We start from the raw sequence: 21,616 nt of genomic DNA, 5'->3' as shown, positions 1-21,616 counted from the left end.
CAAGGGTGCCGCCTTGACTGATTTTTGCGACGCATTGCCGCTTATCAGCTAGTGCCGAAACGACCCGAGAAGCGCTTCCATGTCCGCCGGCAGAGGACTTTCGAAACGGAGAAATTCTCCCGTTCCGGGATGCTCGAAACCCAGAACCGCCGCGTGAAGTGCCTGACGATCCAGGGCTTTCAAGGAAAGCTGCTGAGGTTCGGAAAGGCGATTGGCCTTCGTCTTGAAGCCCGATCCATAAAGGCTGTCCCCGAGCAGAGGGTGACCGAGATGGGCCATGTGAACGCGAATCTGATGGGTGCGGCCGGTCTCGAGAACGCAGCGCACCAGGCTCGCCAGCGGAGCCGAGGCAGGCAGGGGTTCGATCAACTCATAGTGAGTGATCGCATAGCGCCCACGCTCCTCGGGCACGACGGCGATTTTCTCGCGATTGTGCGTGCTGCGGGCAAGGGCCGCTTCCACGGTGCCATGCTGACGTGTCGGAACGCCCCACACCATCGCCAGATAAGCGCGTTCCAGGGGGCCCGTGCGTCCATGGTCCGCGAATTGCTCCGCCAGGCCTTGATGGGCGCGATCGTTCTTCGCCACCACGAGCAGCCCGGACGTGTCCTTGTCGAGGCGATGGACGATGCCCGGTCGTTTGACGCCGCCGATACCGGAAAGGCTCTCTCCGCAATGGGCAATGAGCGCGTTGACGAGAGTTCCCGAATCGTGACCCGCCGCAGGGTGCACCACAAGGCCCGCAGGCTTGTCGATGACGATGAGATCCTCATCTTCATAGACGATGACGAGCGCTATCGCTTCGCCCTGAGGCTCCGGCGGTACAGCAGGCGGAACCGTGAGAGCAATGCGAACGCCACCCGGGATCTTGCGACTCGGATCGAGGGCAGGAGCGCCATCGATCTCGACCTGACCATCACGGATGAGCGCCTGTAGCCGACTGCGCGACAGGTCGGTTGCCAGACGGGCCAGGACCCGGTCCAGCCGCTCGGCCGGTACCTCCTCCTCCAGGATCCATTCTTTGCGCGTTTCCCCGTTCACCACATCCTCATCAGGCTGATCCTTTGCTTTTTTCAGCAAAAGGACTTGAAGGCTCTCTCCGAGGTGGTTATACGAGCGGCCTTCACCTTGCTAGCTCCCTTCGTCTAGCGGTCTAGGACGTCGCCCTCTCACGGCGAAAACAGGGGTTCGAGTCCCCTAGGGAGCGCCAAAGGCAAGTTGTTGAAATCGCTGCATTTTTAACTTCTGAGGACCCTGTGGCTACACAGGATTCTACACATGCCGCGATACCTCTGGAAGCGCCCGTCGGGCTACGTTTTTCAAATCACTCCTCCTCAACGGTTTCTTGACCGCTTCGGTGCTACCCCGTTCCGGATCAAGCTTGGCCGTATACCTGCGGCCGAGGCGCGGCGTCGTGCCTGCATCCTTGCGGGTTATGCCGTTACCAGAATGGAGAGTAGGGACGTGTCGAGGGAATTGGTATCCCGGGGATTGGCTGCCTTGGCTGAACAGCTTGAGGCACTTCGCCGAGAGGAGTTTGGGGCGAGTCTCAAAGGTTTGAACGCTAATACGCGATGGCGTGAGGAGGAAGAGCACGGGGGTGCTGATCCAGAGGTCATCCAGATCTTTCAGGCTTTTGAGGCCCAGCACATGGCGCGGCGCGACGCCCTCCGTTCCGCCCGTGCTCGCCTCGACATTATCGGAGCCGAAATCAGGAGAGACGGCGAGGAGTGGCACCAAGAGCGTGCAGTATATGATCGAACTGTCGACCGTCTTGCGACCTTGAAAGGCAGGGTTGCGGAGGACTTGCCTCTCCTCAGTGTCTGTGCTGCCGAGGTCATCAAGACCAAGAGCGATGCGCTTGGAGAGAAGTCAGGATATACCCAGCGGCTCCAACGTGCTGTTCGAGCCTTCGTCGCGATCATCGGTGACAAGGCTGTCGACACCTATGTCCCTAGCGATCTCCAAACCTTCACAGCAGTCCTTGGACGTCTCCCTTCAACTTGGAATACGGACAAGCGGCTCCGGGACTTGCAACCGTTGGACATCATCGAGCGGGCCAAATCGATCCGTGGCCTGAAGCCGATTTCGAAGACAACTGTATCGGAATACTTGGCTGAATTCCGCCATGTCTGGAAAGTGATCCGGGCGACGTATCCGGATCATGTCCGCGCGCTTGGACACGAAGATGTGCCTATCACACTGCCCCGCTCGGCGGCCCGCCCGGTCACGCGCGAGGGGCTTGACGTTGAAAAGCTCAATATCTTTCTCGCCCGGGCAGCAAGGGAACGACGCCCAGATGATCGCTTCATCCCTTTGCTCGGGGTGTTGACAGGTGCGCGCTTGGGAGAACTCGTGGGCCTTCAGGTTGCGGATGTGCAGCCATTCGAGTCTCACTGGACTCTCAGTCTCGTCGAGGACATTGAGGGCGAGGATGGGGAGGTTGAGGAACGCCAGGTCAAGAATGACCGTAGCCGTCGCGTAATAGCACTTTCTGACGCGATTATCGGCACGGGATTCCTTGAATGGGTTGCTGGCCTTCGTTCCGGTACCTTGTGGCCGCAGCTATCGCGTGCCGTACGACCCCATGCAACAGCCTCGAAGCGCATGGCTCGTACCATGAAGGAGCTCGGTATCCACGAAGCGCGCGGCCAAACGTTTCACAGCCTTCGGCATGGCTGCAAGGACTGGCTCAGGTCACAAAAAGTGGACCTTCGAACTATCGACGTCCAACTTGGACATGCTCACAAGGATGTGGGGGCCACATATGGCTCCAAAACTCTTCGCGCAGACGAGATCCGAACTCTTGCGACAGCGCCCCTGCCAGAGGGTCTTGATCTTTCACCATACTACGCACCGTTCTCACCAGTGCCTGCCAGGAAGATAGGTCGTCCCCGGAAGGCATCTGGGGTCATTACGTAGTGCCGTTCCTGCTGGAAATGGGAGCGGGCTGGTCCTGAACCGTACTAGAGCGTTCCGCGGAAACAGGATTCCAAGTCCTGTGCGGGAGTTCAGGGCTGCGCCTGATCCTCAATGAAACCACTTCACTGCCCTCGAAGCCTCGGTCGCACAGAGACTAGGCATAGTGAGGGCTCTTCACTACTAAACAGGCTGACTGATGAGACTGGTTGAACTTTTCTGCGGCGCCGGTGGGATGTCGCTGGGCTTCAAGCGTGCGGGGTTCGCAATTTTAAGGGGCTACGACTACTGGCAACCCGCACTCGATATCCACGAAGCGAACCTGGGATCCCTGCTTCGCAAGGTGAACGGGTACAAAAAGGCTCGTCAAGCCAACTTAGGACGGTTTGACGGGGAATCCCCGGAACTCGGAGACATTCTCACCATCATCCCGGAGATCCTGGAGTTGGCTCCGGATATCATCGTTGGCGGCCCTCCCTGCCAACCGTGGTCCTCAGCAGGGCAGCGGAAAGGGGAGGAAGATGAGCGTGCCAAGCTCACTGATGCGTTTGCCTACATTGTGGCACTGGTAAAGCCCAGGTACTTCGTCATGGAGAACGTGCAGGGTCTCAGGCGATACGGCATCTTCAACCGGATCACGGCAATCCTTCGGAACGCCGGATATGGATTGACGGAGAAGGTCTTGGATGCGTCGTACTATGGCGTCGGCCAATCGCGGAAAAGACTGATCCTAGCAGGGTGTCTCGGCGAAGCAGATGGCTGGCTCCTTGATCATCTCGACTCAGAAAGATCTCCCAAGCAGATGACAGTTGCCGATGTCCTCGGCCCGGATTTCGGCCGAGTCTACTTTCGCCGTGGTCACAACGAGGGAGAGCGACGTTCGCTGTGGTCCTCGGCTGAGCCAGCACCATCGATCACTTCCACGTTCAGACGCAGTGCAGGCGACGCCGGGTATGCCTTGAGAGAAGCCGATATTGGTGTGCTTGAGACACTCAGCGAGGCAGAGCTTCAGGAAACCTGCCGCCTGTTCTGGCTTATGCCAGGTGGAATGAGTAGCGCTGGAACTCGTCGAGTTGATCAGCCTGCTCCAACGATCTCACATGGAGTGCGCGAGCGTCCCGGGGCAAGCTACCGCCCGAAGGCCAATGACGTCATCGATTTGGACAAGCTACCGATCCCGACTTTTGAGCAGCTCTCACTCATTGGAGGCTTTCCTTCGAAGTGGGACTGGTCGCCTGGCAAGTCGGAATCGGCCAAAATGCAGGCCTTGGCAAACGCCGTACCTCCGCCGCTCGCCGAGGCGATTGGCCGATGCATCGTGGCTCACTCCAAAGGCGAACGCCCGGCCGTGATAGATATGAAAGTACCGAGACCCTTCGTGACTTGGCTTCGGAGAAACAAGCCAATGGACGAAGGTCGACGACAGCAGGTACTATCGGAATTCAAGGCTGTTCAGCAGCTTGTTGGACAGCGCACATTCCCAGACGTCAATGCGGCGCTGGCGTTCCTCGAGACAGTTCCTGAGTTCAAGGGTTTGGGGACGACAAGGAAGTCCAATCTACGCGGGGCATTGCGCCTTTACGCGGAGTGCGATGCGGATCCCAATAGGTAGCGCAAGCCACACGCTGATAAGCGCTGTGTGACAAGCCAGAGTGCATCAAGTCATTGACGGGACACTGATTATTCGGACGTGTCCCGTTTTCCCATATCAATAGGAATAACTCATCTCAGGAGCAGGGCTTGACCCTTGCGCGGTCCGGCATTCCCCTCAATGGAAGCCCTGCTCCAAGCAATCCATTGGCGACGGGTCGTAGTGAATGATCGTCATGGATTGGCATAGGCCAGTGAGGGAGACGTCGTGAGTATCAACCTGGAAGCCTTTGAGTGGCTCCGGAAACGGACCTATGCGCATGCAACGACATGCGGCCAATCTGGCCGTGAAGAGAAAACACTAGAGGCTTGGTGCACACAGCAACTTATGGCTTGGCTCGCAAAGCATCCAGAGGGGGAAGAGATGGAACCCTCCCACGTCGCCGCAACAGCGCGCAGCGTGGCTCAGTATGTGTCGAAGAACTACAAGCCGCATCGAGCGCCGGCGACGACGACGCGGGAGCAGCGTCAGGCGGAGCAGAACATAACGCCGTTGGTCGCTGAGGATTATCAACGGCGGGGAATTCGCCCCACGGTCCGCCGCGTTGCCGGCTTCATGGATGTTTCCAAAAGTAAGGCCGGGAGGCTTCGCGCCCGGGAAGGCGTTGCTCCAGTCCGGGATCGACGGAAGGCACCTCTCCGTTCTGTGGCTCGTCAGGTTCTCGAAACCTTGGAAACGATGCTGCCCCGAGAGGGAAGCACTGTGGTCAGCTTGGACGATCTCGCTGGCCGGATCTGGCCGAAGTCGACCAATGAAGCAACGGGTCGGCAGCATCGGAAGCGGGTCAGGGATGCGTTGTCCGAAATCGAGAAGGCTCGTCTAGGATTCAACATTGTCTCGTCCTCCACGCTTGCTGCGGTTCAACGGGGACGTCGCTGGAAGCTTGGACAAGCGGATGCAGCGCTCGCAGCGGCCGAGGCAGCGCCAAGCCTTTTGTTCCCGGTCGACGCACTTCCAGAGCGCCCAGTTGGAGGTTCGTTCTGGGCCTCACCCGAAGTCCAAGACGTCATGATCATGCTCCGAGTTGCGGCGCAGGAGCGCCTGCCATTTCACCCTCTCGCACGTTTCATCCATGCCCACAGGCTGGTGATTGATCCTCAGCCATTGCTGGATATCGCTTGGCGTTTCAGTCAGCCCCAATATTCCCGGGACGAGATGCTGGAGCAGATGCGTCGCAAGGCATCGCAACTCATCGATCCGCGATGGAATGATGGGCGGCGTTATCTGTACGGGCCTCTACATAGGCTAGTGAACAGCATTCACTTGCTTACAGAGGATGGGTACTGGGGAAGGCCAGCACCGGATGCCTTGGATACGGCCCTGCGCGTCACGCATTACCTGGATCATGTCGATGAGAGTGCTCGGACCCGGATCGACATGCTCCGAGCAATTATTGAAGCGCTTTGGGAAAACGACGACAGGGTGGATCCCAAGGCCGCCGTAGCGGCGTGCAGACAGCTAGCCTTGGCTGAGGAGTCTGGGCAATGGACGCCTGCTGACGGCCACGTTCTCAGGCCCGAGCCAATGTTTGCCAAGGTGCTCGAAGTGCACGATGACATCCCGTTCTGAGGGATGTGACAGGTCATGCCGAGATAACCCATTAAAAAATAAGTTGATTTTGGATCGTGTCCCGTTTTCCCATATCAATATAGGGATGATAGTTTTGGGGATTGGCTCTTCCCATTCGCGTGGGTGCATGTTCCTGAGGCCGAAGTTCTTCGAGGCGCCCGGGAAGCGCCTGACGGGATCGCGGAGAAGCCCGTCGGGTGGCCTTTCCTTCAGCGTCCCGCCGTCGGAGGCGCAGCCGCACGCGGCTGACGGCCTGATGGCCCCGCCGGGTTGATTTCTAGGTTGCCCGTTCAATCTCCGTACTCCGGGCGATATCTATCCTCGAGGACGACCCATGAGCGATCTGCTTGACCAGATCCTTTCAGGCGGCGAGACAGCACTCCGTGAACTCGTGCTGGACCAGGAAGAATCCCTGCACCTTGAATTCAAGACGCTCGCGAACATGTCGGGGACGCACGTCACGAGGGATGACCGGAAGCTTCTTGCCAAGGCGCTGTGCGGCATGGCCAACGCGGAGGGCGGTCTCGTCCTCGTTGGCATCGACACACAGAAGCGGGACGGTCTCGACTTTGCGTCGGATCTCCGGCCTTTCGACGATAGGGAGGCCATCAGGAACAGGATCGTCGGCCTGCTGCCAGACCTGCTCTCGCCTCAGCATGTGGGTATTGCCGTGCACTCGATCCCAACCGACCAAGGCGGGTCCGGTGGCTTCGTGGCGATAAACATTCCCCCATCGGATATGCGTCCGCACATGAGCATCCAGGAGCACCGCTATTACCGGAGAGGGAGCGACGGCACGCGCATGATGGAGCACGGCGAGGTCCGCGACGCCATGATGGCTCCCCGGGAAGCATCCCTTGGCTTCTTCCTAGACGCAAGGCGTGGCGTCAGCAGTCCACTCATGTACGGAGCCACGCTCGTTCTCGGCATTCGGAATGTCGGGCGTGTTCCCGTGCGAGCCCCGTACATGAGATTCCATGGAGAAGCGGAGCGCCTCAAGCCAGCAGATGATTTCCAGCGGCGATATCGGCACGATGGAGCGGTCGGCTTTTATTCGCCATCCAGCTACGTCCTCCACGTTGAGGACGAGGTGATCATTGCGGAGTTCGATACGGGACTTCAGTTGCATGCGCCCAATGCAGCGAATCCAGCGTCCTTCCTGAAGCACATCGTCGACACCCACAATCCCGGCCTCTTCTCCATCAGACATTGGGAGGACATGCACCACAACCGTGACACGCGGGTGCACCGTCTTTTCAGGGCTGACATCAGGTACGGAGCCGAGAACGCGGCCATGCGCGGCGAGGCGGTCGATCTCGACCTTTGGACCATGTTCGAGATGCTTGCCCCTTTCGTTGAGACAGCCACGGCCTAAGGGAGGCGGCCCAAGGATTGGCCGGCGGCACGGACCTCGCTATAAGGACCCGGTGCACGCGCTCCTGGGTGCGCTCGGAATCGAAGCCGTCCCCGACGAGGCGGCGCTTCGCGCCTCGCGACGGCCGCGAGGAAACGTGTGACCGCACGAGCGTCCCTGCCGCGGTGCTCGGCCGTGCCTAAGCACGCCACCCTTCTGGCTGCGAATGTCGTATTCTGGCACACCTGAGACGCTACTCCGAGGGCTGCAATCCTCACGGAACCGGACCTTCCGAAAAGTGAATGGACTTCACTGCTTGACCCCAATGTATGGACCGGCCGTGCGTCGCAAGGGAATTCGGGATGGCGAGGTTGGTCTTGCGCTAATGTATCCGGCCCTTGCGGAGCAGAACTCCTGGCCATCATGGATATCCGCGCACACTGGTTCTCATTAGCGGATCGGCCCTTTCGGCCATTAGGGTCACCAGAGCACCAATGCGACGGCGCGACCGTTCTCCATCTCCTCGTCCTCTCGCAGACCTCGGCGAGCTCCAGGCGGCTGTTCAGGGCAGGGCGATGCTGCCCTTAGCCCATCACAGCCGCTGTACGGGGTTCATAAGTCCGGTTCTGGCTCAACACACTCCAGGCAATGCGAGCCAGCTTGTTGGCGAGAGCCGCCGCGAGCACGTTGTGGTGCAGGCGCATCGAAGCAGCCGTCAGCCATTCGCCAAAGCTGTGCTGGCGCCACTTGGCCGGCCAGAGCAGCAGCACACGAGCCGCCTGGATCAACAAGGATCGTAGGTAGCTGTTGCCGCGCTTGGTCAGGCGGCCCAGCACGGTTCTGTCCCCAGTGGAGATCTGACGCGGAACCAAGCCGAGCCAAGCTCCAAAGTCACGTCCCCGGCTGAAAGCGGCTCCGTTGCCGATGCTGGCCACCATGGCACTGGCAATGATCGGTCCCACCCCCGGCACGCTCATCAGGCGCTGGCAGGCCTCATCGGCGGCCACGAGGGCTTCGATCTCGCCAGTCACCGCATCGATACGCTCGTCGAGATGATGCCAGTCCTGCATCAGGCCCTCGATCAGGTGCGTCATCCGCGGCGTGAGCACGTCCGTGCGCTGGGCGAGAATATCCGGCAAGGCCTGGCGTAGCAAGCGCAGCCTCTGGCGCACCGCAATCCCGCGCTCCAGCAGGAAAGCACGGATCTGGTTGATCACGGCTGTTCGCTGACTCACCAGGCGCGAGCGAACGCGATGAAGAGCTTGCAGGTCGAGTTGCTCGACTGTCTTGGTGGGGACAAACCGCATGGTGGGGCGGAGCACCGCCTCGGCGATGGCTTCGGCATCACGGAAGTCGTTCTTGTGGCTCTTGCGGAAGGGGGACACGAACTGCGCCGGGATCAGCTTCACATCATGGCCGAGGGCCAGCAACTGACGGCTGAGATGGTGGGCCCCGACGCAGGCTTCCATGCCGATCAGGCAGGTTGGCATATTGGCGAGGCGCTGCTCCACTTGTCCGCGCGAGAGCTTCTGGCGCAGGACAATGGCGCCGCGAGCATCCAAGCCGATGAGGTGGAAGCTGTTCTTGCCGATGTCGATGCCAAGGGTGGCAATGGGCGGAAGCGGAGCTTTAGACATGGCTCAGATCCTCGTGCTGGGCGCCCCTGATGAAGGGTGCGCCGGTAAGCACGGCCGGTCCATCCCATTAGCAGACCTTCTGAAAACCCCGGATAGTAGGAGTCATCGTATGAGTTCACGGGTGGTACAGTTCCTCGCGGTCCTCATCACCGCTCTCGCGCTGGTGCCCGCTGGGGCCCACCTGTTCGCGCTGCCCAACAAGATCAACTTGCCGCGAGATGCCTACCTGAGCGTCCAGGGCATTTATGCCGGCTGGGCTTGGCTCGGACTCTTTGACGTGGTCGCACTCATCCTCAATGTCATCCTGGCGATCAAGCTTCGGCGCCAGTGTCCGGCCGTTTACTTCGCATGGACGGCAGCCCTGTGCCTCGTCGCCTTCTTCGCGATCTTCTTCGCGTGGACGTTCCCGGCCAATCAGGCGACCGCCAACTGGACGACCATGCCGGACGACTGGAGCGGGTTGCGCCGGGAATGGGAGTACTCGCACGCGGTGAACGCAGCCGTGATGTTCGTGGCCTTCTGCTCGGTGACGCTCGCGGTGATCACCGCGAGGCGGGATTGAGACCCGATCCCCATTCCAAGACGGCCGCTGGAGGACTATCATCGGCCCTGCGGACCGGGCGCCTTCGCCAGGGCTCGCCCTTGGCGGAAAGCCGGATCCGAACATTCTGTCTGAGTTGTGTTGCCCTTCCGGAGCGGAACGCCATCCGCCCGGCATCAGAGGTTGATGAGGAGGAATGCACAATGGCCCGCAATCCCATGACCCCCTTCCGCCCCGGCGGCGGGATGTTCCCCGGCGATCCCTTCCTGTCGCTCCACCGCGAGATGAACCGTCTCTTCGACGACGTCTTCCGCGGCGCCAGCCTGCCTGCCGCAGCCGGCAGTCAGGGCCAAGGTGACGTCGGCAACTTCGTCAATGCTAGCATGAACGTGTCGGAGACGGACAAGGACCTCCGCATCACGGCCGAGCTGCCCGGCGTGACCGAGCAGGACATCGACGTGAGCCTCGATGATGACGTGCTCACCATTCGGGGCGAGAAGAAGTTCGAGCGCAAGGACGAAAAGGAGAACTTCCATTTCGTCGAGCGCTCCTACGGCACCTTCCAGCGCTCGCTGCGGCTGCCGTACGCGGTCGATTCCGAGCAGGTCCATGCCAGCTTCGAGAACGGCGTGCTCACGGTGACGATACCGAAGACCGGGCGGCCGGAGCGCTCCCGGCGCATCCAAATTCAAGGACGGGGCCCGACCGGTCAGGGTGCAGCAGGTGAAACAGGACAGCAGGGAAGTGGGACCTCGGGGAAATCCGACGACACAAGGTCGAGCTAGAGGTCAGCCAACGTAACAGCGGTCGGAGCCGATCAGTTCGAGGACATCGTCATCCGACGGGGAAGTGACGCTCCCCGACTCGTCTTGATCCACGTCAACGTCGGCCCCCTCGAACGGGACTACGTTCAGGATCGCGCGCCGCGAGGCCGGCAGGCCCCGCACGAGCCAACCGGAGGACTGCCATGCCCAAGATGAAAGCCGCCATCTTCGTGGAGCCAGGTCGCATCGTCCTGGATGAGAAGCCGATCCCGGATATCGGTCCGCTCGATGCGCTCATCCGCATCACCACCACCACGATCTGCGGCACGGACGTCCACATCCTCAAGGGCGAATATCCAGTAGCCCGAGGGCTGACCATCGGCCATGAGCCTGTCGGCGTGATCGAGAAGCTCGGCTCGGCCGTGCAGGGCTACCGGGAAGGCCAGAGGGTCATCGCCGGCGCGATCACGCCGAGCGGGCACAGCGCGGCCTGCCTGTGCGGCTGCCATTCCCAGGATGGGGCCGGCACCAAGCACGGGTGGAAGCCGCTGGGCGGCTGGCGCTTCGGCAACACCATCGACGGCTGCCAAGCCGAGTACGTGCTCGTTCCCGATGCCATGGCGAACCTTGCTCCCGTGCCGGACGGGCTCACGGACGAGCAGGTGCTGATGTGTCCGGACATCATGTCGACGGGCTTCTCCGGCGCGGAAAGTGGGCGCATCCGCATCGGCGACACGGTGGTGGTCTTTGCACAAGGCCCAATCGGCCTGTGCGCCACGGCCGGCGCCCGGCTGATGGGCGCCACCTCCATCATCGCGGTCGAGAGCGTGCCCGCGCGCATGGAGATGGCACGCCGCATGGGCGCGGATCACGTGGTCGACTTCACGAAGGCCGATCCGGTCGAGGAGATCCGGCGCCTCACGGACGGACGTGGCGTCGACGTCTCCATCGAGGCGCTCGGACGGCAGGAGACCTTCGAGGCGTCGCTGCGGGTGCTGCGTCCTGGCGGCACGCTGTCTTCGCTCGGCGTCTATTCGGGCGATCTCAGGATCCCGCTCGACGGCTTCCTGGCCGGGCTGGGTGACCACACAATCCGGACGACGCTCTGCCCGGGTGGCAAAGAGCGCATGCGGCGCCTGATGGAAGTGATTGCGTCAGGACGCGTCGATACGCGTCCGCTGGTGACGCATCGCTTCAAACTCGACCAGATCGAGGAGGCGTACGAGTTGTTCGGCCATCAGCGCGATGGCGTACTGAAGGTGGCGGTCACCCCATAGGCTTGGGGAGATGCGACGAGTTCCGATCAGGCCTGCATCACGTAGGTGCCGGGTGCATCACCCAGGCCAGCGTACCCCTGTGCCGGTGCTCCGATGGAGGGCGGATCCGTGAACTCTCCGGAATGGGAGGACAGCCAACGGGTCCATTCGCGCCACCAGGAGCCCTCGAAGCGGGGTGCGATCCTGGTCCATGTGTCGGGATCCAGAAAGTGGCCCGCCGCGGATCTTGTCAGTACCTGGAAGCTTCCCTTCGAATTGTCCGGTCCGGCAACGATGCCGGCATTGTGGCCGCCCGTCGTGAGAAGGAATGTCACATCGGTATCAGCGAGCAGATGGATCTTGAAGGCCGAGCGCCAGGGCGCCACGTGATCGCGCTCGGTGCCGACCGCAAAGATCGGTGCCCGGATGTCGCTGATGGCGATGGAACGGCCGTCGACCTGGAAACGTCCTTCGGCGAGGTCGTTATCGAGGAAGAGCTGCCTCAGGTAATCCGCATGCATGCGGTAAGGCATGCGGGTTGCATCGGCATTCCAAGCCATGAGATCGTTCAGGGGCGTCCTCTCACCCATGAGGTAATGCCTGACGAGCCTCGACCAGATCAGGTCGTTCGAGCGCAGGAGCTGGAAAGCCCCGGCCATCTGCCGGGTGTCGAGATAGCCCTGGCTGCGCATCAGATCCTCAAGGAAGTGGACCTGGCTCTCGTTGATGAACAAGGTGAGCTCTCCGGCCTCCCGGAAGTCGGCCTGCGCAGCAAGCAGGGATAGGGTCGCCAGGCGCCTGTCGCCGTCGCGTGCCATCGCAGAGGCTGCGATGGAGAGGAGCGTGCCGCCAAGGCAGTAGCCGACCGCATGAACCTTCTGATCGGGAATGACCGCGTTCACGGCATCCAGCGCCGCCATCACCCCAAGCGTCCGGTAATCGTCCATGCCGAGATCCCGATCCTCTGCGGTCGGGTTCTTCCAGGAGATGATGAAGACCGTGAAGCCCTGATCCGTGAGGTAGCGGACGAGCGAGTTCTCCCGGGACAGGTCGAGGATGTAATACTTCATGATCCAGGCGGGCACGATCAGGATCGGTTCCGGCCGGACCGTATCCGTCGTTGGCGCATACTGGATCAGCTCGATGAGACGGTTGCGGTAGATCACCTTTCCCGGCGTGACGGCCACATCCCGGCCCACCTGGAAAGTCTCCACGCCAGCGGGAGGCTTCGAGCGGACGATCCGCTCCCAATCATCGAGGAAGTTGCGGAAGCCCAGCACGAGGTTCTGGCCGCCCGTTTCCAGGATGCGCCGCTGCACGACCGGGTTGGTCAGGAGGAAGTTCGAGGGTGATGTCATGTCGAGGATCTGGCGCGAGATGAACTCGACCACGGCCTGATGCTGCTTGGTGACGCCGTCGATCCCGGTCGTCGCGTTGTCCCACCATTGCTGCTGAAGCAGGAAGCCCTGCTGAATGAGATTGAAAGGCCATTGCTGCCACTCGGCTTCGGCAAAGCGTCTGTCCTGGGGCAACGGCTCGATGCACGGCTCGCATGTGCCTCCGCCAGTGGCGGAGCGTAACGCGAACTGCGCCAGCCGCGCCCATTTGCGGGCTGCCTTCGCCGCGAGTTCAACCTGCTTGCCCGGCGAGATGGCGAGATTGACGGCCCAGTCCATGTAGGCATCGAAGACGGCGGCCGGTGACAGTCCGGCCGTGAGACGCGCCAGACCCGCATGGGCGGCATGGTCCAGAGCGTCCCGGATCCGATGGAGTTCGGCATCATCGGATGGTTGGGACTGAAGGGGCGGCGAAGGCACGGTTCGTACAGGAAGCCGATCCGGCCTCTGCTCGGGAGGTGGGGCGGCTTGAGCCTTGGACTTGCGACCGCCCTTGAGAGCACCAGTCGTATGGGACGGCATTGCAGCCTCCGGGCTTGACCCCGCGTGCCGAGGTCGGTGGATCACTCGACATTAAATCCGAGCGATCTCAGGCGAATTGCGTCAGATCAAAGCATCCACCCCGATTTCGACTACATGATGATCGATAGTCGCTTCGGCACGACGGCTGTGTCCAGGCACGCAGAGGGAGAGAGCGATGATCAAGGACATCATGGTGCATCTCGATGGAAGTCCCGAAGACGAGATCCGGCTGGAACACGGGCAGGCCCTCGCGACACCTGGGCGCGCTCATCTGATCGGGCTCTTCACCAACCAACTTCCTGACCTCACGGTCGCCATGCCCATGGATGGCGGAGCGGCCGCGATCCAGGTTCTGACCGAGCTACAGGATCAAGCCCTGAAGGACGGTGATGCCACGGCCCGGCGGCTGACGGAGCGGCTTGCCGGCCTTCAGGTGCCGAGCGAGCTGCGCCGGTTCGACGAGACGTTCGGTGCCTTGTCCGGGAAGGTCGTCGACCAGGCCCGTTGCTCCGACCTCTTCATCGCCACGCGCCCCTATGGCGGGGCCGGAACAGCGGTCTGGCCTGACCTGGTGGAGGCGGTGCTCTTCGGCAGTGGGCGTGCGCTCCTGCTCGTGCCGCCCGGTCGCCGCCGGCAGGGGCCGATCCAGTCCGTGCTGGTCGCCTGGAACGGCAGCCGCGAGGCGGCCCGAGCCTTGCGCGAGGGGCTGGACTTCATCGAGCAGGCAGCTCGAGTAGTCGTCCTGGTCGTGGATCCTCCGGCGGATGCGGAGCCCTACGCGGAGGTGAAGGCCCATCTCGCCCACCACAATGTCGTCGCGGAGGTCGTCACCGCTGACAGCCGGAATCGCTCCGTCGCCGACGTCATCCTCGAGGAGGCGCGCCGCATTTCCGCGGACCTCGTCCTCATGGGCGCCTATGGCCACACCCGCCTGAGGGAGCAGGTGTTCGGCGGCGCGACGCGGGACATGTTGACCGCATCGGAAAGCCCGGTCCTGGTGGCCCATTGAGGCGGATCCTTCCAGCCGGGAGCGGACATGGCCGTTCATGCGCAAACCGCACCGAGTGGCCATGACGCGGATACCGCGACGGTCGCACCTGCGGGATTGACGGGCCTCGACGAGGCCGAGGCGCAGCACCGCCTCGCGCGCCATGGACCCAATGCGGTCGCGGGGACGCGCTCCCGCGGCTTGGTCGACATTGCCCGCGGCATCCTGCGCGAGCCGATGTTCCTGCTTCTGCTGGCCGCCGCGGGACTCTACCTGGTGGTCGGCGACATCGGGGAAGGCCTGTTCATGACGGCCGGGGCCGTCGTGACGATCGGTCTGGTGGTGCTGCAAGAGGCAAGGAGCGAGCGGGCTCTTGCAGCCCTGCGCGAGCTGGCCGAGCCCTTCGCCCGGGTGGTCCGCGGCGGGACCGAGCGGCGCGTCCCGGTGCGCGAGGTCGTGCCGGGCGATCTCGTCCTCGTCGGAGAGGGGGAGCGTCTGCCGGCCGATGGTCTCCTGATCGCGGGCGACGCGCTGACGGTCGACGAGTCCGCCCTCACCGGCGAGTCCGTGCCGGTGTCCAAACGTGCGGTAGCGGCCGACGTGGACCAGGCTGGCGATCCCGAGCCGGGGGGAGATGACACGCCCTACCTGTTCGGCGGAACCCTGAACGTACGTGGGCAGGGCATGGTTCATATCCTGCGCACCGGTCCCTCGACGCGGCTGGGGCGCATCGGCGCCTCGCTGGCCGCCATCGAGGATGAGCCGACGCTTCTACAGAAGACGACTGGCGCGCTCGTCGCCAAACTCGGGATCCTTGCGCTTGCATTCTGCGTCATCGTTGCCGTGGCATACGGCGTGCTGCGCGACGACTGGATCGGCGGCACGTTGTCCGGCATCACGCTGGCCATCGCGCTGCTGCCGGAGGAGTTCCCGATGGTGCTGGCGATCTTCATGGCGCTCGGAGCCTTCCGCCTCGCCCGGCACAACGTGCTCGTGCGCCGTGCCGCGGTGATCGAGACCCTGGGCGCAGCCACGTTCCTGTGCGTCGACAAGACCGGGACGCTGACCGAGAACCGGATGGCTCTCACCACGATCTGGCGGGACGGCAGGGTTCAGGAGCTTGAGGGCGGCACCGGGCTACCCGAATCCATGGAGCAGACGCTTCGGGTGGCCGCCTTGGCTTCGGCCATCCGTCCCGTCGACCCGATGGACCGCGCCGTCCACGCGATGGCGGAGCGGCTGCCCGGCGAGACGGACAGGTCAGGGCCCCCACTTCGCAGCTATCCGCTCCGTCCCGAGCTTCTGGCGTTCATCCAGGTCTGGCCGGACGCGATGGGCGGCGTTCTGTATGCCGCGAAAGGCGCACCGGAGGCGGTCTTCCGTCTCTGCCGCATGAGCGATGACGAACGGGCCGCGACGGACGCCGTGGTTAAGGGCCTCGCGAGCCGCGGCCTGCGGGTTCTCGGCGTGGCATCGGCGCACGAGGACAGGAACCGTGCGTCGGCTCCCGAGGATTTGGCGTTCGCCTTTGAAGGCCTCGTAGGCTTCGCGGATCCAGTGCGGCCCGATGTTCCCCAGGCCGTCGCCGAGGCGACACGGGCCGGGATCACTGTTGCGATGATCACGGGCGACTACCCGGCCACGGCCCTGGAGATCGCTCGCCATGCCGGGATCGATACGGGCGCCGGCGTGCTCACCGGACGGGAGATCGCCGAACTCGACGCGGAAGGCCTGCGCGAGCGGGTCCGGCGGATCCGGGTGTTCGCGCGCATCATGCCGGAGCAGAAGCTTGCCCTGGTCGAGGCGCTGAAAGCCAACGGCGAGATCGTCGCCATGACCGGGGACGGCGTCAACGACGCGCCGGCCCTCGAGGCCGGCCACATCGGCATCGCCATGGGGCAGCGCGGCACGGATGTGGCCCGGGAGGCAGCGGACCTCGTCCTTCTCGATGATCGGTTTGCCTCGATCATCGGCGGCGTGCGGCTCGGACGGCGCATCTTCATGAACCTGCGCAAGGCGCTGATCTACGTGACGGCGGTCCACGTGCCGATCGCCGGGCTGGCCCTGCTGCCGCTCATCATGGGCCTGCCGCCGATCCTGTACCCGATGCACGTGATCCTGCTGGAACTCGTGATCGACCCGGTCTGCTCGCTCGCCTTCGAAGGCGAGCCGAGTGAACGGCACGCAATGGAGAGGCCGCCGCGTCCTCCGACCGAGCCACTCTTCGGCATCTCCCAGATCGTGCTCGGGTTCGTCCAGGGTGCCGTGGTTCTCGGAGCCGTTCTCGGCCTCTATGCGTGGGCGCTGAGTGACGGCATCCCAGAGACGCAGGCGCGGGCCTCGGCGTTCGTCGCCCTGGTTGTCGGCAACCTGGTGCTGGCATTCGCCGACGCCGCGGAGCCGGAAACCTCGTTCTTCGACCGTAGCAGGATTGCCTTCTGGGTGATCGGGGTCGCGGCTGCGGCGATCGTCGCCGTGGTCCTTTACGTCCCACCCCTTGCCGCCATTCTTCGCCTGGCGCCGCCGAGCCTCTCATGGTTGGCAGCAGCCCTGACGATCGCGGTCCTGGCAGGCGGTTGGTACGGAGGCGCCAAGCGGCTCAGGGCGGTGTCGGTGCCACGCAACGAGCAAAGGACAGCGGCATGACGCGCATCGCCATCATCCAGGGCCATCCCACGTCCGGAGACGGACACTTCTGTCATGTGCTGGCGGACGCCTACGCGGAAGGAGCCTTCCACGGCGGTCATCAGGTCCGGTTCATTCCAGTCGCCGATCTCGACTTCCCTGTGCTGCGCTCGAAGGCCGATTGGGACAGCGCCGCGCCGCCGGCCGCCATTGCGGAGGCCCAGCGGACGATGGCCTGGGCCGAGCACCTCGTGATCATCCATCCCTTGTGGCTGGGAGGGATGCCCGCGCTCCTCAAGGGCTTCTTGGAGCAGGCCCTGCGGCCCGCCTTCATGACGGGCGGTGCCGGAGCGGGCAGCAGTTGGAGGACCGCGCTCAAAGGACGCTCTTCGCGCATCGTGGTAACCATGGGCATGCCCGCCTTTGCATATCGATGGTACTTCGGGGCGCACGGCCTCAGGAGCCTCAAACGCAGCATCCTGTCCTTGGTCGGCATCGGCCCGAACCGCCACACGCTCATCGGCATGATCGAGGGCATGGGCGACGGCAAGCGAATGGCATGGATCGAGGCCATGCGCCGCCTCGGCAAGAGGGCGCGGTAGTGTTCGGGAGCACCCTGCGTCCATTGTCGTAGACTCGATCCACGCTCAGCGGCGCTCCTGCAAGAGCTCGATCTGGAGTTCCTGGATTTCCGCGAGCCGCTCCCATTGCCGCGTGATCAGGTGATCGATCTTCTCGTGCAGGTGCCGGATCTCGAGCTCCGCCTTCAGGTTGACTTGATAGTCATTCAGGGAGCGCAGCCGATCCTTCGACTCCTGGCGCCTCTGGCTCATCATGATGATCGGGGCCTGAACGGCCGCGAGGCAGGACAGAAGCAGGTTCAGGAGGATGTAGGGGTAAGGATCGAATGCCTCCGGCCCACGCGCGACATTGATGGTGATCCACACACCAAGTGCCAGGGCGAAGAAGATGAGAAACGGCCAACTGCCGCCGAATGTGGCAAGCCCGTCCGACAGCCGCTCTCCCAAGGTGCGCTTCTCATCAAAGCTCTCTTCGACATTGGCCGAGACCATGCTGCCCTCGGCAAGGCTGCGGGCGACCTCGCTGTCAAGCTTGGTAAGCTCGCCGCGTTCCTGGCGGAGCAGTTCTTCAACATAGCGTAGGCGGTACTGGTCGATCGCTGCCCGGCTTATGCGACTGTCGGCAGCCAGATCCGGATGGTCCTGGCGGATCCTCTCGGCGAGAGCCGGATGTAAGTGATCGACGACGAAAAAGTCTCTTCGGGGGTAGGTCTTGCCTGTGATGGGGCAGATGTCGTTGGATGGCGCTGCGTGCGAGGTCATGATCGCCGTTCCGTTGGTTTGGCATGGATCAAACCTAGCGGCTCGACGGGGGTGTACCAAGGTGCGACTCTCCACGCTCGACGCTTCCTCGTATCCAGGAGGTTCCCTTGTCGTTTCGCCTTCACTTCCACGGCGCCGCCCGAACCGTGACGGGATCCTGCTACATGCTCGAGACGGAGGCAGCTCGCGTCTTGGTTGATTGCGGCATGTTTCAAGGATCAAAAGAGGAAAGGGAACTCAATTATCAGCATTTTCCCTTCCGCGCCGCAGGGATCGACGCGCTCTGTCTCACCCACGCCCACATCGATCACAGCGGCCTCGTGCCGAAGCTCGTGAAGGCCGGGTTCGACGGCCCGATCTACGCAACGGCCGGAACGGCCGATCTTGCGTCCATCATGCTGCCGGATTCCGGCTACATCCAGGAAATGGAGGTGGACCAACTCAACCGCCGCAACCGCCGCCGCGGGCGAGAGACAGTGTCCCCGATCTACACGGAGGAGGATGCCGTCGCGTCCCTCACGCAGTTCCGGCCAGTGGCTTACGGCCAATGGCAGGATGTCGCTCCCGGTGTCCGGGCCCGCTACTGGAATGCGGGTCATCTTCTGGGCTCGGCCTCCATCGAGATGGAGGTGACGCATGGCGAGGACGGGAAGCCGACGCGCCTCCTGTTCTCCGGCGATATCGGCCCTGACCACAAGCTCCTGCAACCGGACCCGGACGGCCCGAGGGACCTCGATTACGTCCTCCTCGAGTCCACCTATGGCGATACGGACCGGGCCGGCACCACCATCGAACACCGCCGCTGGATGCTGCGCGACGAGGTCCGCGCGGCCATGCATCCGAGCGGGGTGTTGCTCATTCCGTCCTTCGCGGTCGAGAGGACGCAGGAGCTTCTCGTCGATCTCATGGAATTGATGGAAGCGGGTGAACTGCCAGATATCCCGATCTTCATCGACTCACCCCTGGCATCCAAGGCCAGCGCCATCTTCAAGCGGCATGCGGGGGAACTCAGGAACGGCGCCGACCTGGTGCAGGCGCTCGAGTCCCGCTGGGTCCGTTTCACCGAGAGCGTCGAGCAGAGCAAGGCCATCGACCGCATCCATAGCTTCCACATCATCATCGCGGCGAGCGGCATGTGCGAGGCGGGCCGGATCCGGCATCACCTGAAGGCCTGGCTCTGGCGCGACGAGGCCACCGTTCTCTTCGTGGGCTTCCAGGCGCAGGGAACACTCGGACGTATCCTTCAGGACGGCGCCTCGAAGGTCCGGATCCACGGTGAGGAGGTGAAGGTGCGTGCCCGCATGCGGACGCTCGACCTCTACTCCGGGCATGCGGACGGGCCCGAGCTGAAGGCCTGGCTCGCTGAGCGCCTCCCGGTCCTGCGCGGGGTCTTTCTCGTGCATGGAGAGGATCCACCCCTCAAGGCGCTGCAAGCGTCCCTCGCCGACCTCGAGCGCGTGCCCGGGGCCATCATCCCGGAGATCGACGATGTCTATGATCTGGCGGGAGATCGAGCGGTCCAGATCGAACGCCATGAGGAGCGCCTGCCGGCCGCGAGCGCGGGCCATCGAGACTGGCACAACGACTACGCAGAGCTGCTTCTCGAAATCAACGACGCCATGGAGGTGGCGGCCGGCAGGAACGCGAAGGGAGTCATCATCCGGCGCATCAGAGAAGCCCTAAGGGACGGAGCCCGCGAATAGCCTCGGATCGATTTTTGTGATCCCAGTCCTGCTGCTTGTTGATCAGGATCAAGGTGGCAGTGCGCGGACCTCCCTAAGCTCTGCCACAATGGCATGTCCTATTGAAAGATGCGGCCATATCGGGGAGGGACCGATGCTCCATCACGTCACGCTACACTTGGCCCGCAACAAGCAGTTTCCCGAGGGAAGTTCCCGTTACGGCTACGACATCACTGCGCCGCTCGATGCGGAGGGGCATCTCGATCAGGACGAATGGGCAGTGAAACGAGATCACTGCCGGGTCCGCCGCTTCTGGGTGAATGAAGGCGAGCGTCAGGGTGTCCTGGTCCACAGGCCCGGCGGAGCCGGCGGAGCGACCTGGATGATCGACTATAACCAGGGCCGGCTCGGCGACGAAGAGGCGGGCTATCGCTTGCATCAGCACCGTTTTGCCGAAGGCGAATACATCACCATCGAGGACGATGATGGGAAGCCCTTTACGTTCCAGGTCGTCTCGGTGACGCCAGCGGAACGCGGCAGGGCAGGGGAGCATCGATGATGAGGCGGCTCATGCTTTTGGGCTTTTTCTTCGCTTTCGCCTCGTCGGTCGTCATGGCTCAATCGGGACGTGTGCAGCGCGGGTTCACGTTCGCGCAGACGAACTGCTCCCAGTGCCATGCCATCGGACGGTTCGGTGACAGTCCCATTCCGGAGGCACCGCCCTTCCGGACCCTGCACACGCGCTATCCCGTCGAGGACCTCGCCGAGGCCTTTGCCGAAGGCATCACCACAGGCCATCCGTCCATGCCCCAGTTCCAGCTCGACCCCGCCCAGATCAACGACTTGATCGCCTACCTGAACTCCATCCAGGGGTAGGACCCGGCGTCGTTACCGCACGACCAGGACCGGAATGTTCGAGTGGGCGAGCACCTTCATGGTCTCGCTCCCGAGAAGGAGAGCCGAGACCCCGCCGCGTCCATGCGAAGCCATGACGATCAGGTTGCAGACGTGATCCTCGGCCATGCGGATGATCGCCCGATAGGGTGCGTCGTCCTCCATCTGAAGCGTCGTGGCCTCGACACCCAGGTTGCGCGCGATCTCGGACGCTTCCGACAGGGTGCGCTCGGCCTGCTTCCGCATGTGCTCCCTGAACGAGTCCGACGTTTCCTCCAACTGATCGGCCTCGAGCGCGAAGACATGGAAGCGCTCGGTGACCGTCAGGAGCAGGACATTGGCACCGAGTGACTTGGCGAGGTTGACCCCGTGTTCGACGGCTCGGGCCGCCAGGGACGAGCCGTCGGTGGCAATCAGGATGTTCTTGTACATGCGGACCTCCCTCGGTGAAGAGTGTGCGCGAATGCCGGGCCT

At 62.9% G+C, this 21,616-nt stretch carries 18 protein-coding genes and 1 tRNA gene; 14 read left to right on the top strand and 5 right to left on the bottom strand.

The features are described 5' to 3' along the window. Positions 1–48 precede the first annotated feature (48 nt). The gene (locus LJD17_RS17410) at positions 49–1,041 is read right to left on the bottom strand and encodes an RluA family pseudouridine synthase (protein ID WP_227385478.1); all 993 of its coding nucleotides are present in this window, start codon (positions 1,039–1,041) and stop codon (positions 49–51) included. A gap of 93 nt (positions 1,042–1,134) precedes the next feature. On the opposite strand from LJD17_RS17410, the gene LJD17_RS17405 reads away from it, so the two are divergent. From LJD17_RS17405 to LJD17_RS17385, 5 genes are all read left to right on the top strand, one after another. After that, positions 1,135–1,210 (top strand) — tRNA-Glu (locus LJD17_RS17405). A 254-nt stretch (positions 1,211–1,464) separates the two neighbouring features. Further along, positions 1,465–2,922 carry a tyrosine-type recombinase/integrase gene (locus tag LJD17_RS17400; RefSeq protein WP_227385477.1) on the top strand — a complete coding sequence of 486 codons (1,458 nt, stop codon included), beginning with the start codon at positions 1,465–1,467 and terminating at the stop codon, positions 2,920–2,922. A gap of 196 nt (positions 2,923–3,118) precedes the next feature. Beyond that, a complete protein-coding gene (locus LJD17_RS17395) occupies positions 3,119–4,531 on the top strand; it encodes a DNA cytosine methyltransferase (RefSeq protein ID WP_227385476.1) in 1,413 nt (470 codons plus the stop codon). A 402-nt stretch (positions 4,532–4,933) separates the two neighbouring features. Next, positions 4,934–6,139, top strand: a complete 1,206-nt coding sequence (locus LJD17_RS17390; protein ID WP_227385475.1) for a hypothetical protein — start codon at positions 4,934–4,936, stop codon at positions 6,137–6,139. Between the two features lie 334 nt (positions 6,140–6,473). Next, positions 6,474–7,514, top strand: coding sequence for an AlbA family DNA-binding domain-containing protein (locus LJD17_RS17385; protein WP_227385474.1), 1,041 nt, complete (start codon positions 6,474–6,476; stop codon positions 7,512–7,514). A 563-nt stretch (positions 7,515–8,077) separates the two neighbouring features. Here LJD17_RS17385 and LJD17_RS17380 read toward each other — a convergent pair. After that, the gene (locus LJD17_RS17380) at positions 8,078–9,130 is read right to left on the bottom strand and encodes an IS110 family RNA-guided transposase (protein WP_227385473.1); all 1,053 of its coding nucleotides are present in this window, start codon (positions 9,128–9,130) and stop codon (positions 8,078–8,080) included. Positions 9,131–9,239: 109 nt separating this feature from the next. Here LJD17_RS17380 and LJD17_RS17375 point away from each other — a divergent pair, with 109 nt between their 5' ends. From LJD17_RS17375 to LJD17_RS17365, 3 genes are all read left to right on the top strand, one after another. Beyond that, a complete protein-coding gene (locus LJD17_RS17375; protein ID WP_227385472.1) occupies positions 9,240–9,692 on the top strand; it encodes a DUF1772 domain-containing protein in 453 nt (150 codons plus the stop codon). Positions 9,693–9,874: 182 nt separating this feature from the next. Next, the gene (locus LJD17_RS17370) at positions 9,875–10,456 is read left to right on the top strand and encodes an Hsp20/alpha crystallin family protein (RefSeq protein ID WP_227385471.1); all 582 of its coding nucleotides are present in this window, start codon (positions 9,875–9,877) and stop codon (positions 10,454–10,456) included. A gap of 182 nt (positions 10,457–10,638) precedes the next feature. Beyond that, entirely contained in the window at positions 10,639–11,712 is a 1,074-nt protein-coding gene (locus LJD17_RS17365; RefSeq protein ID WP_227385470.1) for an NAD(P)-dependent alcohol dehydrogenase, read from the top strand. 26 nt (positions 11,713–11,738) lie between these two features. On the opposite strand, the gene LJD17_RS17360 is transcribed toward LJD17_RS17365, so the two are convergent. After that, complete coding sequence (locus tag LJD17_RS17360) at positions 11,739–13,610, bottom strand: PHA/PHB synthase family protein (protein ID WP_227385469.1); 1,872 nt, start codon at positions 13,608–13,610, stop codon at positions 11,739–11,741. A gap of 175 nt (positions 13,611–13,785) precedes the next feature. Here LJD17_RS17360 and LJD17_RS17355 point away from each other — a divergent pair, with 175 nt between their 5' ends. From LJD17_RS17355 to LJD17_RS17345, 3 genes are read left to right on the top strand one after another with little or no spacing between them, the layout of a single operon-like run. After that, positions 13,786–14,619 (top strand): universal stress protein, encoded by an 834-nt coding sequence (locus LJD17_RS17355; RefSeq protein ID WP_227385468.1) that lies wholly within the window; start codon positions 13,786–13,788, stop codon positions 14,617–14,619. A 27-nt stretch (positions 14,620–14,646) separates the two neighbouring features. Continuing rightward, positions 14,647–17,244 carry a cation-translocating P-type ATPase gene (locus LJD17_RS17350; RefSeq protein ID WP_227385467.1) on the top strand — a complete coding sequence of 866 codons (2,598 nt, stop codon included), beginning with the start codon at positions 14,647–14,649 and terminating at the stop codon, positions 17,242–17,244. Then, entirely contained in the window at positions 17,241–17,825 is a 585-nt protein-coding gene (locus LJD17_RS17345; RefSeq protein WP_227385466.1) for an NAD(P)H-dependent oxidoreductase, read from the top strand. The genes LJD17_RS17350 and LJD17_RS17345 overlap by 4 nt, the downstream gene beginning before the upstream one ends. 45 nt (positions 17,826–17,870) lie before the next feature. On the opposite strand, the gene LJD17_RS17340 is transcribed toward LJD17_RS17345, so the two are convergent. Beyond that, entirely contained in the window at positions 17,871–18,566 is a 696-nt protein-coding gene (locus tag LJD17_RS17340) for a DUF1003 domain-containing protein (RefSeq protein ID WP_227385465.1), read from the bottom strand. Positions 18,567–18,673: 107 nt separating this feature from the next. On the opposite strand from LJD17_RS17340, the gene LJD17_RS17335 reads away from it, so the two are divergent. From LJD17_RS17335 to LJD17_RS17325, 3 genes are all read left to right on the top strand, one after another. Continuing rightward, complete coding sequence (locus tag LJD17_RS17335) at positions 18,674–20,269, top strand: MBL fold metallo-hydrolase (RefSeq protein ID WP_227385464.1); 1,596 nt, start codon at positions 18,674–18,676, stop codon at positions 20,267–20,269. 133 nt (positions 20,270–20,402) lie between these two features. After that, the gene (locus LJD17_RS17330) at positions 20,403–20,807 is read left to right on the top strand and encodes a hypothetical protein (RefSeq protein ID WP_227385463.1); all 405 of its coding nucleotides are present in this window, start codon (positions 20,403–20,405) and stop codon (positions 20,805–20,807) included. Between the two features lie 53 nt (positions 20,808–20,860). Next, positions 20,861–21,124, top strand: a complete 264-nt coding sequence (locus LJD17_RS17325) for a c-type cytochrome (RefSeq protein WP_227385617.1) — start codon at positions 20,861–20,863, stop codon at positions 21,122–21,124. 12 nt (positions 21,125–21,136) lie between these two features. Here LJD17_RS17325 and LJD17_RS17320 read toward each other — a convergent pair whose 3' ends face one another. After that, positions 21,137–21,574 (bottom strand): universal stress protein, encoded by a 438-nt coding sequence (locus LJD17_RS17320; RefSeq protein WP_227385462.1) that lies wholly within the window; start codon positions 21,572–21,574, stop codon positions 21,137–21,139. Positions 21,575–21,616 lie beyond the last annotated feature (42 nt).

It is taken from the genome of Microvirga rosea, from assembly GCF_020595095.1.
In the GTDB taxonomy this organism is placed as follows: Bacteria; Pseudomonadota; Alphaproteobacteria; order Rhizobiales; family Beijerinckiaceae; genus Microvirga; species Microvirga rosea.
This window is presented reverse-complemented; position numbering and strand designations above follow the sequence as displayed.